Below are 15,186 nucleotides of genomic sequence, written 5' to 3'. Positions count from 1 at the left end.
CGCCGCAGTTGGCGGCGGAAAAATGCGGGAACTGGCCTGCACGGGGCATAGTTAAGCTCTTGGGCCTGCGCTTGAAGGTGCGGCCAGCCGCGGGAGCGCAGTACGGACACGAACAGGGGCCTGATTTTGGTAGGGAATGCAACATTCYGGCACAGCAACACCGCCTTACTCTCGGTAAGCAGCGTCGAAGCTCCGACGATCGTCAGTTCCATGGATTTCGACCACCGGTTGGCTTCGACCCTGCGTCGGCTGAAGGTCCCCCCGAAGCTGCTCGAACGGGTCGCGGGCATCACGCACCGGCGCTGGTGGGCCCCCGGGACATCGTTCGACGACGCAGCCATCGAGGCCGGCGCCAAGGCCCTGGCCGAGTCCGGCATCGAAGCGTCCGAGATTGGCCTGCTGATCAACACCTCCGTCACGCGGCGCAATCTCGAACCGTCCGTCGCGGTGAAGATCCATCACGGACTAAGCCTGCCGTCCTCGGCCATGAACTTCGATCTGGCCAACGCCTGCCTCGGATTCGTCAACGGCATGACGCTGGCGGCCAACATGATCGACTCCGGCCAGATCAAGTACGCGATGATCGTCAACGGCGAGGACGCCCAGGCCACGCAGGAGGCCACTCTGGCCCGGCTACAGCGGCCCGAGACCACCCGCGAGGACTTCAACCGCGAGTTCGCCACCCTCACCCTCGGCTCCGGAGCCGCTGCGGCCGTCCTGGGCCCGGCGGACGAGCACCCGGGGGCGCACCGGATCCTTGGCGGCGTGATGCGTGCCGGCACCGAGCACCATGAACTGTGCGTGGGCGGCATCGACGGCATGGCCACCGACACCAAAGGCCTTCTGGACGGTGGACTGCAGCTCGTCCTCGACGCCTGGCACGAGGCCCAGCCGGAGTGGAACTGGGCCTCGATGGACCGCTACGTCACGCACCAGGTGAGCAACGCCTACACCCAGGCCATCATCGACGCGATCGGCCTGGACCCGGACAAGGTTCCGATCACGTTCCCGCATTGGGGCAACGTTGGCCCGGCCTCCCTTCCCATGACACTCGCGGCCGAAGCGCAGACCCTCGTCACCGGGGACCGCGTGCTGTGCATGGGCGTCGGCTCCGGCCTGAACACTGCCATGGTGGAAATCGCTTGGTAGCCGCCGACTGGCCCGGCGTCGACCCCGAGTGGTCGCGCGAAATCGACGTGGCGTCCACCTCCGCCGCGGATGGGTCCGGGGCCGTGCGCCGCTGGCACGTGCTCGATAACGGCGCCCAGCTCTCGCGCCGCGGCCTGACTCCCGCCGGCACCCTGCTGTGCGTGCACGGCAACCCGACGTGGTCTTATCTGTGGCGCACCCTGCTGGCCGCCGGTTCGGACCCCGCGCATCCGTGGCGCGTGGTCGCCGTGGACCAGCTGGATATGGGGTATTCCGAGCGCACCGGCACGTTCCGGCGGCTCGAGGACCGGATCAACGACCTCGGTGATCTCACCACTGCCCTCGGCCTGGACGGGCCGGTGGTCACCGTCGGCCACGACTGGGGCGGGGTGATCAGCCTGGGCTGGGCCTTGGCGCATCAGCAGCAGCTGGCAGGTGTCGTGCTGACCAACACCGCCGTCCACCAGCCCGCCGGCGCCGGCATCCCGCCGGCGCTCCGGCTTGCCCTGCACCCTGCCGTGCACCGCTGGGGAACGACGACGTCGGACACCTTCCTGCGGGTGACGCATTCCCTGGCCCACCCGCCGCTGGCCACGGACGTCCGCACGGCCTTCATGGCCCCCTACCGCGGAGCCGCCCGGCGCGCCGGTGTGGGGAACTTTGTCGCGGACATCCCCGCCGACGCGTCCCACCCCAGCTTCCCGGCGCTCAGCCGCGTCGCCGCTGGGCTGAGCGGGCTGGGCGTGCCGGCCCTGATGCTCTGGGGTCCGCGGGACCCGATCTTTTCGGACCGGTACCTCAAGGACCTCATCGGCCGGCTGCCGCAGGCGAAAGTGCACCGCTTCGAGGGTGCCGGCCACYTGGTCGCGGAAGACCGGGATATTGCCGCTCCGGTCTTCGAGTGGCTTGCCGGGCTCGGCCGGGACAGCCCGACCGAGCCCCCGGGGCACGGCACCGATGGTCCGGGCAATGAAGTCCCGCCCCTTTGGGCGCCGCTCACCACACTGGCGGCCGGCCCCGACGGCGGGGACACCGCCGTCGCGGAAATGGCCGCGGACGGCAGCGTCGCCCGCTCGCTCAGCTGGCAGGAGCTGGAACGGAACATCGCCGCCCTCGCGGCGGGCCTGGCGGAAGCCGGCGTAGGCCACGGCAGCCGCGTGAGCCTGATGGTTCCGCCAGGTGTGGACCTGACCGTGGTCCTCTATGCCTGCCTCCGGCTGGGCGCGGTGGTGGTCGTGGCCGACGCCGGCCTGGGCACCCGCGGCCTGAGCCGCGCGGTGAAGGGCGCCACCCCGGATTTCCTGATTGGAATCGACAGGGCGCTGGCGGCTGCCTCGGTCCTGGGCTGGTCGGGGCGGCGCATCAGTGTGCGGGACCTGCCGGCCGCCCGACGCCGCCTCCTCGCCGTGGAGACCTCCCTCGCCGCCCTCGCCCGGCGCGGAGCGGACCCCGGCCCGGAGCTTCCGGACCGGGGTCCGGCCTCGGACCCGGATGCCGACGCCGCGGTGCTCTTCACCTCCGGCTCCACCGGTCCCGCCAAGGGGGTGCTGTACACGCACCGGCAGTTGGCCGCGATGCGGGATACCGTGGCCGCGACGCTGGGAATCCGCCCGGGCGCACGCCTGGTGGCGGGCTTCGCGCCGTTCGCCCTGCTGGGACCGGCGCTCGGGGCCGTCTCGGTGACGCCCGCCATGGACGTCACCGTGCCCCGCACCCTGACGGCCCGCGCTCTGGCGGACGCCGCGGCGGCCATCGACGCCACGGTGATCTTCGCCTCGCCAGCGGCGCTGCGCAACGTCCTCGCGACCCAGGGCGGCGTGGGCCTGGCCGGGCAGGAGGTCCTGGGCCGCGTGGAACTGCTGCTCTCCGCCGGCGCACCCGTCCCCGAACCCCTCCTCGCAGAAGTGCAGAGGCTGCTGCCCCGGGCCTCGCTGCACACCCCGTACGGGATGACCGAGGCGCTCCCCGTCACCGACATCAGCCTCGAACAGATCCGCGCCGCCGAGGCCGACGCCGCCGCCGGAACCGTGGCGGGGGCCGGCAACGGCGTATGCGTGGGCTGGCCGGTGCGCGGGGCCCGTGCGGCCGTCATCCCGCTCGCCGCGGACGGCACCGCACCCGGGAACGAGCCCGTCACGGAGGCAGGAGTGACCGGCGAGATCCTCGTCAGCGCCCCGCATGTGAAGGAAACCTACGACAGGCTCTGGCTGACCCAGCGCGAGAGCGTCCGCACGGCCGGGTGGCACCGCACCGGCGACGTCGGGCACTTCGACGCCGCCGGCCGGCTCTGGGTGGAAGGACGCCTTGTGCACGTCGTGACGGCGCCGGGCACCGTGGTGACGCCCGTCGGCGCAGAGCAGGCCATCGAACGCCTGGACGACGTCGGGCTCGCCGCCGTCGTCGGGGTCGGTCCGTCCGGGACCCAGGCCGTCGTCGCCGTCGTCGAGACTGTTCCGCCCGCCCGCCGGGCCGGGCCCGCCGCGCCGCAGCTCGCCGGCCGGGTGCGGGACGCGGCCCGTCAGGCCGGCGTCAGCGTCTCAGCCGTGCTGGCCGTCCCCTCCCAGCCGACCGATATCCGCCACAACGCCAAGATCGACAGGACCCGCCTGTCACGGTGGGCTTCGGCGGTGCTGGCCGGCGGCCGTCCGGGCACGCCGTGAGGGTCCTGGTCACCGGCGCGAGCGGCCTGCTCGGAGGCGAAGTGGCACGGCTGCTGGTCCGGCAGGGCCACGCCGTCACCACGTTCCAGCGCCGTCCCTCGGGCGTCGACGGCGCCGCGGACGTCCTGGGCTCCGTCACAGACGACGATGCCGTCCGCCGCGCCGTAGCGGGCGCCGAGGGTGTCATTCACCTGGCCGCGAAGGTCTCCTTCACCGGCCGCGCCGCGGATTTCGATGAGGTGAATGTCGAAGGCACCCGCCGCCTGCTCCGTGCCGCCCGCGGAGCCGGTGCGCGGGACCTGGTGTTCGTTTCCTCCCCGTCCGTGGCCAACTCCGGCGCCGCCATCGCCGGGCTGGGTGCCGAGCCGGCGGACCCGGTCCGCGCGCACGGCGACTACTCCCGCACCAAGGCCGAGGCCGAACTGCTGGCGCTGGCCGCGGACTCGCCGGATTTCCGCGTCGCGGTGGTGCGCCCGCACATCGTCTGGGGCCCCGGGGACACGCAACTGGTGGAACGGGTGCTGGAGCGTGCCAGCCGCGGCCGACTTCCGCTGCTCGATGCCGGGGCGGCCCTGATCGACACCACGTACGTGGACAATGCCGCCTCGGCCATCGTCGCCGCGCTGCACCGCATGGCGCACGTCCACGGGCGGGCGCTCGTGGTCAGCAACGGCGAACCCCGACCGGTCGGCGAACTGCTGGCGGGCATCTGCGCCGCGGCCGGCGTCCCTGCGCCGTCGTGGACGGTGCCGGGCGGGCTCGCACGGGCGGCAGGATCGGTGGTGGAGAAGGTCTGGTCCCGGGCCGGCCGGGCCGGGGAGCCGCCGATGACCAGGTTCCTCGCCGAGCAGCTCTCCACCGCCCACTGGTTCGACCAGCGCGAAACCCGTGAGCTCCTCGACTGGACGCCCGCCGTTTCGCTGGACGAGGGCCTGGCCAAGCTGGCGGAGCACTACGGTCCACTTTCAGCCGCCGGGGTTTCAGCGCCGGGTTTTTCAGCGGCGGGGGTTCAGCGCCCGGGCTCCCCTACCAGCGGCCGTTCCTCGGCCGCGGCTGGCAGGCAGGGCAGGTGTAGGAGGAACGGTTCATGAACTGTTCGCGCTTGAGCAGGCTGAGACGGCCGGCGGCGGCGCAGCGCTTGCATTCGAGGCCCTCCCGGCCGTAGGCGTTGAGCGAGCGGTCGAAGTACCCGGAGGCTCCGTTGACGTTGACGTAGAGCGAATCGAAACTCGTGCCGCCGGCGGCCAGCGCATCGGTCATGACCTCGCGGGCGGCCTCAAGGACCCGCAGCGCGTCGGCCCGTCGCAGGGTGTCCGTGGGCCGGGCATAATGCAGCTGCGCCTTCCAGAGGGCCTCGTCCGCGTAGATGTTGCCGATCCCCGAGACCAGGCCCTGGTCCAGCAGCGCCCGCTTGAGCCCGGTCTTGCGTGACCGCAGGCGCCGATAGAAGTCGTCGAAGGAAAAACAGGGATCCAGCGGGTCCCGGGCAATGTGCGAGGCTTCCTCGGCGATGAGCGGCAGCGGCGATTCCGCGAGGCCGCCCGGACCGCCGTCGTCGGTGGGGACCAGCGAGGTCAGGAACAGGCCGCCGAAGATGCGCTGGTCCACGAACCGGAGCTGCTCGGGCATGCCCTCGGAGGGGCTCAGCCGCAGCCTGACCTTCAGGTGTTTTTCGTCCGGGACGCCGGGGTCCTGCATGAGCAGCTGGCCGGACATGCCAAGGTGGGCCATGAGGGCGACGGCGGGGGCAGGCCCTGAGGACGGGAGATCCATGCCGGACGGGAGATCCATGCCGGGCGGGGCCGGCGGGCCCGCCAGCGGCATCCAGAGGAACTTGCCGCGGCGGACCACGTCCAGCACGCGCGCGCCCTCAAGGTTGCCGGCAAAGTCTTCCGGGCCAAGGGCATGCCGGCGCAGGGAGCGCGGATCCAGCACGTCAACGGAGGTGATGGTCCGGCCCCGCACCCAGCTCACCAGGCCGCGCCGGACCACCTCGACCTCGGGCAGTTCAGGCACGGCGCTGCCTAGCTCCCGGTCTGGGGCTGGAGCTGCTGGGGATCGGGCGCGGAGGGTGCGGTGAGCCGGCGCCAGGCGTCGGCGGCGGCTTCCTGCTCGGCTTCCTTCTTGGAGTTGCCGGTTCCGGTGCCGTAATCGGTGCCGCCGATCCGCAGCACGGCCTCGAACGTGCGGGCATGGTCCGGTCCGGAGCCGTCCACCGCGTAGTTGATGGTTCCGAGCTGCCGGCTGGCCGCCAGCTCCTGGATGCTGGTCTTCCAGTCGGTTCCCGCGCCGAGGGCGGCCGCGTCCTTCAACAGCGGACCGACCAGCCGCATGACCAGCTGCCGGGCCGTCTCGATGTCGTTGGAGAGGTAGGTGGCGCCGATCAGCGCCTCCATGGTGTCCGCCAGGATGGAGGCCTTGTTCTTGCCTTCGGTGAGCTTCTCGCCCTGCCCGAGGTAGATGTAGTCGCCCAGCCCGATGCTGCGGCCGATGCCGGCCAGGGCCCGCGTGCTGACGACGGCGGAACGGCGCTTGGCCAGGTCGCCTTCGGGCAGCGTGGGGTTGTCGCGGTACAGCGCGTCCGTCACGGAGAATCCCAGGATGGAGTCGCCCAGGAACTCGAGCCGTTCGTTGGTGGGGATGCCGCCGTTTTCGTAGGCGTAGGAGCGGTGTGTGAGCGCAAGACGAAGCGTCCCGGCGTCAATAGTGACACCGAGACGCTTCAGAAGCTCTTCAGTTGAAGACATCTTTTTCAGCCTGTCGGCGGATTAGACGTCTGCGACCTTGCGGCCCTTGTATTCAAGGAACAGCGCGGTGCCAGCCGAGTCGGTAACGACCTTTGCCTGGTGCGGCAGGCTGTAAACAACCTGGCCGTTCTCTACGGTCTTCACCAGGTGGGGGGCAGTTGCCTTCCACTGGGAGCGGCGGGCGCGGGTATTCGAGCGAGACATTTTCCGCTTCGGGACAGCCACGGCTAACTCATTTCTCTCTAGAAAAACACTTACAAATCAGTTTTGCCGGTCAGGCTTAGCCAAGTCAGCCAGGGCGGCCCAGCGAGGATCTACGACCTCGTGGTGATGCCCCGGCTCGTCTTCCAGGCGTACTCCACATTCGGAGCAAAGGCCCTGGCAGTCTTCCCGGCACACCGGCTGGAACGGCAGTATGGTGACAACTGCGTCCCGCAACACCGGCTCAAGATCGATCAGATCGTGCTCGACTCGACGTTGCTCTTCTTCGTCTTCCTCGTCGGAGAACACAGCGTCCTCGTAGAAGAAAAGTTCTTGCACATCGACCTCTTGGTCATACGCAAGGGGATCCAGGCATCGGCCGCATTCGCCAGTTACTTCAACGAGCGCGGTTCCTGATACCAGAATTCCTTCGTGTACGGCCTCAAGCCGCAGGTCCAGCTCGACATCCGAGCCTTCCTGCACGCCAATGAGCGCCACGCCAAGATCCCTTGGCGCGGGTACATGTTCCGTCAGCGTTCGCATGCTTCCCGGACTGCGTCCGAGGTCCTTGACGTCGAACGCCAAGGGCGAACTAGCATCTCGTTTAATGAGAACTCCTGTTGAACATATGACCGACGTACCATCTTAGCCTGAACTTCCGGACGGACTCAAACCGGGGGCACGCCTGCGGTTCTCACCACAAACGGGCCTGGATTCGGGCCGCGCAACCGGCAGCAGGCCGCCGAGTACCGGTCAAGCTTACACTTTGCGCGCCCGGTTCTGGACCGGCTCGCCCGGGGCCAGCCGTTTCAGCACGGAACGGGGCACAAAGTCCGAGATGTCCCCGCCCAGGGCGAAGACCTCTTTAATGAGGGTGGAGGACAGGTGCAGGTAGTGGCTTTCCGCCGGCAGGAACACCGTCTCGACGCCGGTCAGCTGCCGGTTCATGGTGGCCATCGGCAGCTCGTAGTCGAAGTCCGAGGACGAGCGCAGGCCCTTGACGATCGCGGACACGCCGCGCTGCCGGCAGTATTCGGCCAGGAGCCCCTCCCCCACGGGTTCCACCACGATCCCGCGCAAGGAGGCGAACGTTTCCTTGGCCATGTCGATCCGCTCTTCAAGGCTGAAGCGGTACTTCTTGGCGTAATTGGTGGACACGGCCACGATCACTTCGTCGAAGAGGCCCGCGGCACGGGCGATGACTTCCAGGTGTCCATTGTGAATGGGGTCGAAGGAGCCAGGGCATACAGCGCGTCTCATGCTCCGAACCTACCGTATGGGCGCAGCGGGGCGGGATAACATGGCTGAATGTCGCAGCTCCCTCCCCAATTCCCGTGGCAGCGCGCCGCGACCGGCGCCAACCTGCTCTCCCCCGACGGTTCCCTGGGCGTCACAATCTTTGAGGAGATGACCACCCTGGCGCTCAGCACGGGCGCCATCAACCTCGGCCAGGGCTTCCCGGACGAGGACGGGCCCGTGGAGATCAAGGAGGCGGCCCAGGCCGCCATCGCCGCCGGAGCCAACCAGTATGCGCCCGGCAAGGGCATCCTGCCCCTGCGGGAGGCGATCGCAGTCCATCAGCAGCGGTTCTACGGGCTCACCCCCGACCCGCACACCGAGATCATCGTCACCACCGGCGCCACAGAGGCCATTGCCGCCTCGCTGCTCGCGCTGGTCGGCCCGGGAGATGAGGTGCTCACGTTCGAGCCGTTCTACGACTCCTACGGCGCCATCATCGGGCTCTCCGGCGCCACGCACGTCACCGCCCCGCTCCTGGCCCCGGATTTCATGCCGGACCTGGCCGCGCTGGAGGCCGCGTTCAGCGACCGCACCAAGGTGGTGCTGATCAACAATCCGCACAACCCCACCGGCGCAGTGTTCCCCCGCGAGGTGCTCCAGCGCGTCGTCGAACTGGCCGAAAAGTACGACGCCGTGATCGTCACCGACGAAGTGTACGAGCACCTGACCTTCGGCGTGCGGCACATCCCGGTGGCCACCCTGCCCGGCGCGGCGGAACGCACGCTGACCATTTCCTCGGCCGGCAAGACCTTCTCCTTCACCGGCTGGAAAATCGGCTGGGTCTCCGGACCGGAGCACCTCGTGGCCGCCGCCCGGACGGTCAAGCAGTTCCTGAGCTACAGTTCCGGCACTCCCTTCCAGGCAGCGATCGCAGTGGGGCTGGGCCTCCCGGACGAGTTCTACACCGGTATTGCCGACACCCTCCGATACAAGCGCGACATCCTCAGCGAGGGACTCCGCGCGGCCGGCCTCGATGTCCTCACCCCCCAAGGGACCTACTTCGTGAACGTGGACACCTCACCGCTGGGGATCACGGACTCCGTGGAACTGGCCCGCCGGCTTCCGGCCCTCGTGGGCGTCGCAGCGATCCCGGTACCGGTTTTCTGCCACCCCGACGGCGCCGAACGCACCCGCAGCCTGCTCCGCTTTGCTTTCTGCAAGCAGCTGCACGTGCTGGAGGAGGCCGCCGAGCGGCTGGCGACCCTGCGCGACAGGCTGTGAGCATGGCGGAGCAGCACCCCGGGGCCTCGCGCTTCTTGCGGACCACCGGACAGCACGCCACCATCGAGCCTGATCCCTTTACCGACGGCGGCTTCGTGCTGAGCATCGGCGGCGCGGAACAGTCCCACGTCAACCTGGCCGATCCCGCGGATATCTTCTACGAATACCTGCGCAGGATCGGGCATGTGGTGGACCTCGCCGCTCCTTGGGCCGAGCCGATCACCGCGCTTCACCTGGGCGCGGGCGCCCTGACCCTGGCCCGCTACATCCAGGCCACCCGGCCCGGCTCGGTCCAGTATGCCGTGGAGCTGGAGCGGGAACTGCTGGACTTCGTGCTGGCCCAGCTGCCCCTGCCGGAGGGAACCCAGCTGCACACTGTAATCGGTGATGCCCGCGACGCCCTTGCCGGGCTTGCGGCGGAACTGCGGTTCGACGTCGTGATCCTGGACATCTTCTCCGGGCCGGAGGCACCGGAACACATCGCGTGCACTGAGTTTTACCAGGAGGCCGCGGCGAGGCTGACGCCGCGCGGGGTGTTGGTTGTCAACGTGGGCGACGAACCCGGGCTGACCCTGGTCCGCAGCCAGGTCGCGGCCATGCGCCGCGCCATGGTCGACGTCTCGGCCTTCGCGGAGGCCGGCATGTTCACCGGCCGGTACCCCGGCAACATCATCCTGACCGGGACCCAGGGGCCCTGGCCGGAGGTCTGGACGGCGGCGCTCACGGCGCGCGGCCCGCATCCGGCCAGACTGCTCGCCGGCGTCGAGCTGGACGTACTGGCCGGCTAGTCCTTCTGGCCGGCTAATCCTTTTCGGCCGCGGCGTCCGCCGCTCCCCCAGCTTCCGCGGCGACCACGGCTTCTGCGGCGTCCACGCCGGGTTCGGCGAACCAGAGCCGGGTTTCGCCGTACTTCTTCTCGGCAAACCGTTCCATGTTCTCGGGCCATTCGGGCTCGGGAGACCGGGATGAGCGTTCCACCACCACGACGGCCCCCTCGGAGACGTGCGGCACCAGTTTGGCCAGGACGGCGCCGAGGGCCGGTTCATCCAGGGGGTACGGCGGGTCCAGGAACACCAGGTCCCAGCGCGCGTCGTCGGCGGCCCGGTCCAGGAACGATTCAACCTTGGAACGGTGCACGGAGACCACCTTTCGGCCCGCGACAGAGTTGACAAGGTCCGCGTTCCGCTGGCAGACGGCGCTTGCCTTGGCATCGAATTCGACCAGGTCCACGGAGTCCGCGCCGCGGCTGCCGCTCTCCACCCCGAGTGAGCCGGAGCCCGCGTACAGATCCAGGACCCGGGCGCCGGCAATGACGTTGAAGGCGTCCAGCCTGGAGAACAGCGCCTCCTTGACCCGGTCCGTCGTGGGCCGTGTCAGGTTCCCGGGCACGCTGTTCAGCGTGCTGCCGCCGGCCGCACCGGCAATGATCCGGCTCATGCGCGGACCCCCGCGGACGTCTTTGCCTGGCTCGTGGTCCTAGCCGCGTTCAAGGAACGCCTCCTTCTCGGGGTTCAAGTATTCGTCAATTGCCGCGGCGAGCCGGGGCTGTGCCGCCAGCGACGGATCGGCCGCCACGATCCGCTGGGCGTCCTGCCGGGCCCGCGCGATCACGTCCTCGTGTTCGAGCACGCGCAGCAGCTTCAGCGTGGACCGGCCGCCGGACTGCGAGGCGCCCAGGATGTCGCCCTCCCTGCGGAGCTTGAGGTCCTCCTGGGACAGTTCGAAGCCGTCCGTGGTCGCAGCTACGGCGTCGAGGCGGCGCCGGCTCGGATGACCCGGCTCCAGCGTGGTGACCAGCAGGCAGGTCCCGGGCAGCCCGCCGCGGCCCACCCGGCCGCGCAGCTGGTGGAGCTGGGAGATGCCAAAACGGTCCGCGTCCAGGATCACCATGAGCGTGGCGTTGTGCACGTCCACTCCGACTTCAATGACCGTGGTGGAGACCAGCAGCTTGGTCTGGTTGGCCGTGAAGGAGGCCATGGTCTCGGACTTCAGCACCGGGTCCTGCCTGCCGTGCAGCGGCGCCACGATCACCCCCGCAAGCGCCGGCTCGTCCCGGAGGTGGTCCACGACGCCGGTGACGGAGGCGAGTTCCCGCGCTCCGTTCTCGCCTTCCAGGTCCGCGGCGGACGGTTCGGCCTCGCCCGGGCTGAAGTCGCCGTCGTCGTCCGTGCCGATCTTGGGGCAGACCACGTAGACCTGGTGGCCGGCGTCGATCTCCTCCCGCGAACGGGACCAGATGCGGGTGGCCCACCCCGGGTGTTCCGCGAGCCCCACCACGTGGGTGGAGATCGGGGCGCGGCCGGCGGGAAGTTCGTCCAGGACCGAGGTTTCGAGGTCCCCGAAAACGGTCATGGCCACGGTCCGGGGAATCGGGGTGGCGGTCATGACCAGCAGGTGCGGCGGTTTGCTCGCCTTGGCCCGGAGGGCGTCGCGCTGCTCCACGCCGAAGCGGTGCTGTTCGTCCACCACGATCAGCCCGAGGTCGTAGAAGGAGACGTTCTCGCTGAGCAGGGCGTGCGTGCCGATCACGATTCCCGCCGTCCCGGAGGCCGCGTCCAGCATGGCCTGCTTCCGCGCCGCGGTGGGCATGGAGCCGGTGAGCAGCGTGACCTGGACGGCGTCCCCGCCGAACCCGCCGAGCAGCCCGTCCCGGGAGAGCGGTCCGAGCGTGCGCCGGATGGATTCATAGTGCTGGGCCGCGAGGACTTCCGTGGGGGCCAGCAGGGCAGCCTGTCCCCCGGCGTCCACCACCTGCAGCATGGCGCGCAGCGCCACGATCGTCTTGCCGGAGCCCACCTCGCCCTGGAGCAGCCGGTTCATCGGCGAGTCCTGGGCGAGCTCGTCGGAGAGCGTCTTGCCGACGGCGGCCTGGCCGGCGGTCAGGGTGAACGGCAGCTGGCGGTCGAAGACGGGCAGCAGCCCGTCCGCTGCCGGGCGGCGGGCCGTTGCCTCCTCGGCGGCCAGTTGGGCGCGGCGCCGCGCCAGGGCCGCCTGCAGCACCAGGGCCTCCTGGTAGCGGAACCGGTCGCGGGCGCGCTGGAAGTCCGCCGGGGTTTGCGGGGCGTGGATCAGCCGGTAGGCGTCCGCGACCGGCAGGAACTTCTCCCGCGCCGCCACTTCGGCGGGCAGCGGGTCTCCAAGGGCCTCCAGCTCGACGGTGTCCAGCAGCGTCGAGATGACCTTCTGGATGGACCAGCTGGTCAGTTTCGCCGTGGCCGGGTACACCGGGATCGGCATGGCGGCGAGCTTCTCCGGATCCATGCCGGGAGTGTCGGGGTCCTCGTCGAGCAGCAGGAAATCCGGGTTGGTCAGGCCGAGCGATCCGCCGTAGCGGGTGACCTTGCCGGAAAACATGGCGCGCCGGCCCGGCTGCAGCTCGGCCTTTGCCCGGAACCCGTTGAAAAAGCTGACCTTGAGCGTGCCCGGCGGTGCGCCGGCGGCCCGCGTGGAAGCGGCACCGCCGGCGTCGTCGGAGATCACGACGTCGGTGAGCGAGCCCCGCCGGGCGCGCATGGAACGGGTGCTGTTGGAAACCACCCGGGCGATCAGGGTCACTTCCTCATCCAGCGGGACCTCCCTGATGGGCGTGAGCTCGCCGCGGCTGAGGTAGCGGCGGGGAAAATAGTTCAGGAGCCCGCCGACAGTGGTGATGCCAAGATGTTTTTCGATGACAGCCGCGGAGCGCTTGCCGATGCGGCGCTCCAGACCCAGTTCAAGTTCAGCGTGCATATCCGTCGGGGTTTCGGGTTTCGGCGGCACTCGCAGGACCAACTGCAGCGTCAACGGTGGCGGCAACTGTGGCGGCCGGCGCCTCCGGGTCGCGCGGCACTGCGAGCTCGCTCACAGAAATGTCCGTGGGCTCGCCCAGGGAACGGATCAGCGCGACGGCGAGGTCCGCATCCAGGACGTGGACGTGGACGCGCCAGCGGTAGAGCCCGGCTTCATCCGCGCCGCCGCCGACCTGGCTCATGATCACCGAGTCGCCCATTTCGTCGAGCCGTTGGCGCATCATGGCCGCGTCCAGCGGGGACAGGGAAATGGTGCACATGACTTCGACGCCCTCGTCCCGCGGCATGCCGACGTGGATATGCGGATCCTGGACGTCATAGCCGTGCAGTCCGTCCAGCAGCTCGCTCTGGAGTTCCTCGCCCAGCACAGCGGAGCGGAGGCAGTCCAGGATCAGCAGCATGCCCACGCCGCCGGCGTCCACCACGTGGGCGGCCTGCAGGGCATCGAGCTGCTCTTCGGTGCGCACCACGGCGGCCAGGGCCGCCTCGACGGCGGCATCTAGGGCCAGGCCCAGGGTCTGGTTGCTGTCATCGCCGTCGTGCGCGGAATCCACGGCGGCCGCCGCCCGGGCGGCCGCCTCCATGACGGAAAGCATGGTGCCGGGCACCGGATCACTCAGCGCGGACCAGGCCCGGATCTGGGCCCGGTTCAGGGCCGCAGCCAGCAGGGGTGAGCTGATCCGGGTGTGCCCGGCCAGGGGTTCGGCGGCGGCGCAGAGGAACACTGCGAACAGGGTTCCCGAGTTGCCGCGGGCCTGCTCCATGGCAACCTGGCCGGCCCGCGCCAGGACGGCGCCAACGTCATGCAGGGACGGGTCCGGTGCCGCGTGGTGGGACTGGGCAGTGGCCGAGGCCGACGTCGGGGCTGCGCCACCTTCGACGACGGCGTCCGCGGCGTGGGCCGCTGCACGGACGGTGAGGTAGAGGTTTGTGCCGGTGTCACCGTCTGCCACGGGAAAGATGTTGATGGCGTTGAGGCGGTCGCTGTGGTTCCCGAGCGTTGTCTCCGCCTTGCCCAACCACCGCTTCATCGCTTGCGCGTTGGCGGCAATCTTAGTCTGCAAAGTGATCCCATCCCACAGCGTCAGCGGGCCTGCCCGCGATCGTTACTCCCGTGCTTTCGGTTGGTGCAGGGGCCTCTACCGAGCCTATCGCAGTGAAACCGGGAGGGAGCTGAACCTCCTGGGGGAATGTGGCCAGCAGCCCGTGGTCTTCGCCGCCGCCGAGGACCCAGGACAGCGGGTCTGCTCCCAGCAACTCCGACGCAGGCAGCAGCGCAACGGCCAACTCCTTGAGGGCGGCGGCGTCCAGGTTCAGCATTGCGTGGCTGGCGGCGGCCAGGCGGTTTCCGTCCCGGACCAGTCCGTCCGAGATGTCCATCATGGCCGTTGCGCCGGCTTCACGCGCCAGGGGTCCGGCCGCGAGCGGCGGCTGCGGCTTGCATTGGGTGTCCATGAGGGAGCGCTGGCCGGCGGTCAGGTCCCCCACCGGGATGTCGGATTCCAGCAGCGCCAGCCCGGCGGCGGCCCGGCCCACTGTTCCTGCCAGGGCCAGTGTGTCGCCGGGCCGGGCTCCGGACCGGAGCACGGCTTCCCCGCCGTCAAGGGTCCCCAGGATCGCCACACTGACGGCCAGTTCGCGGCCGCGGCCCAGGTCTCCCCCGGCCACCGCGCAGGCTTCCGCACCCAGCCCCCTGATTCCGGCCATGAGGCCGTCGGCGAAATCTTCCACCCAGGAGACGGGGGTTTCCGGCGGCATGGTCAGGCTCACCACCAGGGACGTGGCCCGGGCTCCCATGGCATTGATGTCACTGAGGTTTTGGGCGGCGGCCTTCCAGCCGACGTCGTACCCGGTGGTCCGGTAGCCGTTGTTCCATTCGAGCCGGAAGTCCTGGTCCACCACCTGGGTGTCAATGCTCACCACGGTCCTACCGTCCGGCGCGGCGACAATGGCGGCGTCGTCCCCCGGCCCCAGCAGCAGGTACGCCKCCGGCTCCGWCGCGCCGGTGGACTCSGAGAWGGCGGGWTCCACGGCCSTGAGGCGCGGGAAGATGCGCTCCAGCAGCTGGGACTCCGAGAGTTCCGCAACGGTCAAGGCGGTGTCCGCCGTCGGGGATTGGGG

The 15,186-nt window shown here is 69.8% G+C and carries 14 protein-coding genes; 5 read left to right on the top strand and 9 right to left on the bottom strand.

The window, feature by feature from the left end; genetic code table 11:
- Positions 1-126 precede the first annotated feature (126 nt).
- From AB4089_RS01925 to AB4089_RS01915, 3 genes are read left to right on the top strand one after another with little or no spacing between them, the layout of a single operon-like run.
- Positions 127-1,149, top strand: coding sequence for a 3-oxoacyl-ACP synthase III (locus AB4089_RS01925; protein WP_441407628.1), 1,023 nt, complete (start codon positions 127-129; stop codon positions 1,147-1,149).
- Complete coding sequence (locus AB4089_RS01920) at positions 1,143-3,809, top strand: alpha/beta fold hydrolase (RefSeq protein WP_441407627.1); 2,667 nt, start codon at positions 1,143-1,145, stop codon at positions 3,807-3,809. The genes AB4089_RS01925 and AB4089_RS01920 overlap by 7 nt, the downstream gene beginning before the upstream one ends.
- Positions 3,806-4,900 (top strand): NAD-dependent epimerase/dehydratase family protein, encoded by a 1,095-nt coding sequence (locus AB4089_RS01915; RefSeq protein WP_441407626.1) that lies wholly within the window; start codon positions 3,806-3,808, stop codon positions 4,898-4,900. The genes AB4089_RS01920 and AB4089_RS01915 overlap by 4 nt, the downstream gene beginning before the upstream one ends.
- Here the strand turns inward: AB4089_RS01915 and mutM are convergent.
- The 5 genes from mutM to coaD form a co-directional block, all read right to left on the bottom strand.
- The gene (gene mutM, locus AB4089_RS01910; protein WP_441407625.1) at positions 4,836-5,825 is read right to left on the bottom strand and encodes a bifunctional DNA-formamidopyrimidine glycosylase/DNA-(apurinic or apyrimidinic site) lyase; all 990 of its coding nucleotides are present in this window, start codon (positions 5,823-5,825) and stop codon (positions 4,836-4,838) included. The genes AB4089_RS01915 and mutM overlap by 65 nt on opposite strands.
- 8 nt (positions 5,826-5,833) lie before the next feature.
- Entirely contained in the window at positions 5,834-6,556 is a 723-nt protein-coding gene (rnc, locus tag AB4089_RS01905) for a ribonuclease III (protein ID WP_441407624.1), read from the bottom strand.
- 21 nt (positions 6,557-6,577) lie between these two features.
- On the bottom strand, positions 6,578-6,781 hold the full coding sequence (gene rpmF / locus AB4089_RS01900; protein ID WP_056738282.1) for a 50S ribosomal protein L32: 204 nt from the start codon (positions 6,779-6,781) through the stop codon (positions 6,578-6,580).
- A gap of 36 nt (positions 6,782-6,817) precedes the next feature.
- The gene (locus tag AB4089_RS01895) at positions 6,818-7,342 is read right to left on the bottom strand and encodes a YceD family protein (RefSeq protein ID WP_441407623.1); all 525 of its coding nucleotides are present in this window, start codon (positions 7,340-7,342) and stop codon (positions 6,818-6,820) included.
- Positions 7,343-7,516: 174 nt separating this feature from the next.
- On the bottom strand, positions 7,517-8,017 hold the full coding sequence (gene coaD / locus AB4089_RS01890; RefSeq protein ID WP_390204783.1) for a pantetheine-phosphate adenylyltransferase: 501 nt from the start codon (positions 8,015-8,017) through the stop codon (positions 7,517-7,519).
- Between the two features lie 48 nt (positions 8,018-8,065).
- Between coaD and AB4089_RS01885 the strand changes: the two genes are divergently transcribed.
- Positions 8,066-9,277, top strand: a complete 1,212-nt coding sequence (locus AB4089_RS01885) for an aminotransferase class I/II-fold pyridoxal phosphate-dependent enzyme (RefSeq protein ID WP_441407622.1) — start codon at positions 8,066-8,068, stop codon at positions 9,275-9,277.
- A 2-nt stretch (positions 9,278-9,279) separates the two neighbouring features.
- A complete protein-coding gene (locus tag AB4089_RS01880) occupies positions 9,280-10,065 on the top strand; it encodes a spermidine synthase (RefSeq protein WP_441407621.1) in 786 nt (261 codons plus the stop codon).
- Between the two features lie 13 nt (positions 10,066-10,078).
- On the opposite strand, the gene rsmD is transcribed toward AB4089_RS01880, so the two are convergent.
- Genes rsmD through thiL form a run of 4 tightly spaced genes read right to left on the bottom strand, consistent with a single transcriptional unit; the run spans position 10,079 to position 15,159 of the window.
- A complete protein-coding gene (rsmD, locus tag AB4089_RS01875; RefSeq protein WP_441407620.1) occupies positions 10,079-10,714 on the bottom strand; it encodes a 16S rRNA (guanine(966)-N(2))-methyltransferase RsmD in 636 nt (211 codons plus the stop codon).
- Between the two features lie 39 nt (positions 10,715-10,753).
- Positions 10,754-13,006 carry an ATP-dependent DNA helicase RecG gene (locus AB4089_RS01870; RefSeq protein WP_441407619.1) on the bottom strand — a complete coding sequence of 751 codons (2,253 nt, stop codon included), beginning with the start codon at positions 13,004-13,006 and terminating at the stop codon, positions 10,754-10,756.
- Positions 12,996-14,096: a DAK2 domain-containing protein gene (locus AB4089_RS01865; protein WP_441407684.1), complete on the bottom strand. Its 1,101-nt coding sequence runs from the start codon at positions 14,094-14,096 to the stop codon at positions 12,996-12,998. The genes AB4089_RS01870 and AB4089_RS01865 overlap by 11 nt, the downstream gene beginning before the upstream one ends.
- A gap of 22 nt (positions 14,097-14,118) precedes the next feature.
- A complete protein-coding gene (thiL, locus tag AB4089_RS01860) occupies positions 14,119-15,159 on the bottom strand; it encodes a thiamine-phosphate kinase (RefSeq protein ID WP_441407683.1) in 1,041 nt (346 codons plus the stop codon).
- Positions 15,160-15,186: the final 27 nt, after the last annotated feature.

The sequence above is a fragment of the Arthrobacter sp. 2MCAF15 genome, assembly GCF_052115605.1.
Taxonomy (GTDB): Bacteria; Actinomycetota; Actinomycetes; order Actinomycetales; family Micrococcaceae; genus Arthrobacter.
The sequence above is the reverse complement of the archived record's forward strand: the minus strand, read 5'-3'. Positions and strand labels throughout refer to the sequence as shown.

Bases quoted from the DNA above. Each gene is read 5' to 3' on its own strand.
- rnc (WP_441407624.1), bottom strand. From the start codon at position 6,556: ATGTCTTCAACTGAAGAGCTTCTGAAGCGTCTCGGTGTCACTATTGAC.
- coaD (WP_390204783.1), bottom strand. From the start codon at position 8,017: ATGAGACGCGCTGTATGCCCTGGCTCCTTCGACCCCATTCACAATGGA.
- AB4089_RS01885 (WP_441407622.1), top strand. From the start codon at position 8,066: ATGTCGCAGCTCCCTCCCCAATTCCCGTGGCAGCGCGCCGCGACCGGC.
- AB4089_RS01880 (WP_441407621.1), top strand. From the start codon at position 9,280: ATGGCGGAGCAGCACCCCGGGGCCTCGCGCTTCTTGCGGACCACCGGA.
- rsmD (WP_441407620.1), bottom strand. From the start codon at position 10,714: ATGAGCCGGATCATTGCCGGTGCGGCCGGCGGCAGCACGCTGAACAGC.
- AB4089_RS01870 (WP_441407619.1), bottom strand. From the start codon at position 13,006: ATGCACGCTGAACTTGAACTGGGTCTGGAGCGCCGCATCGGCAAGCGC.
- AB4089_RS01865 (WP_441407684.1), bottom strand. From the start codon at position 14,096: ATGAAGCGGTGGTTGGGCAAGGCGGAGACAACGCTCGGGAACCACAGC.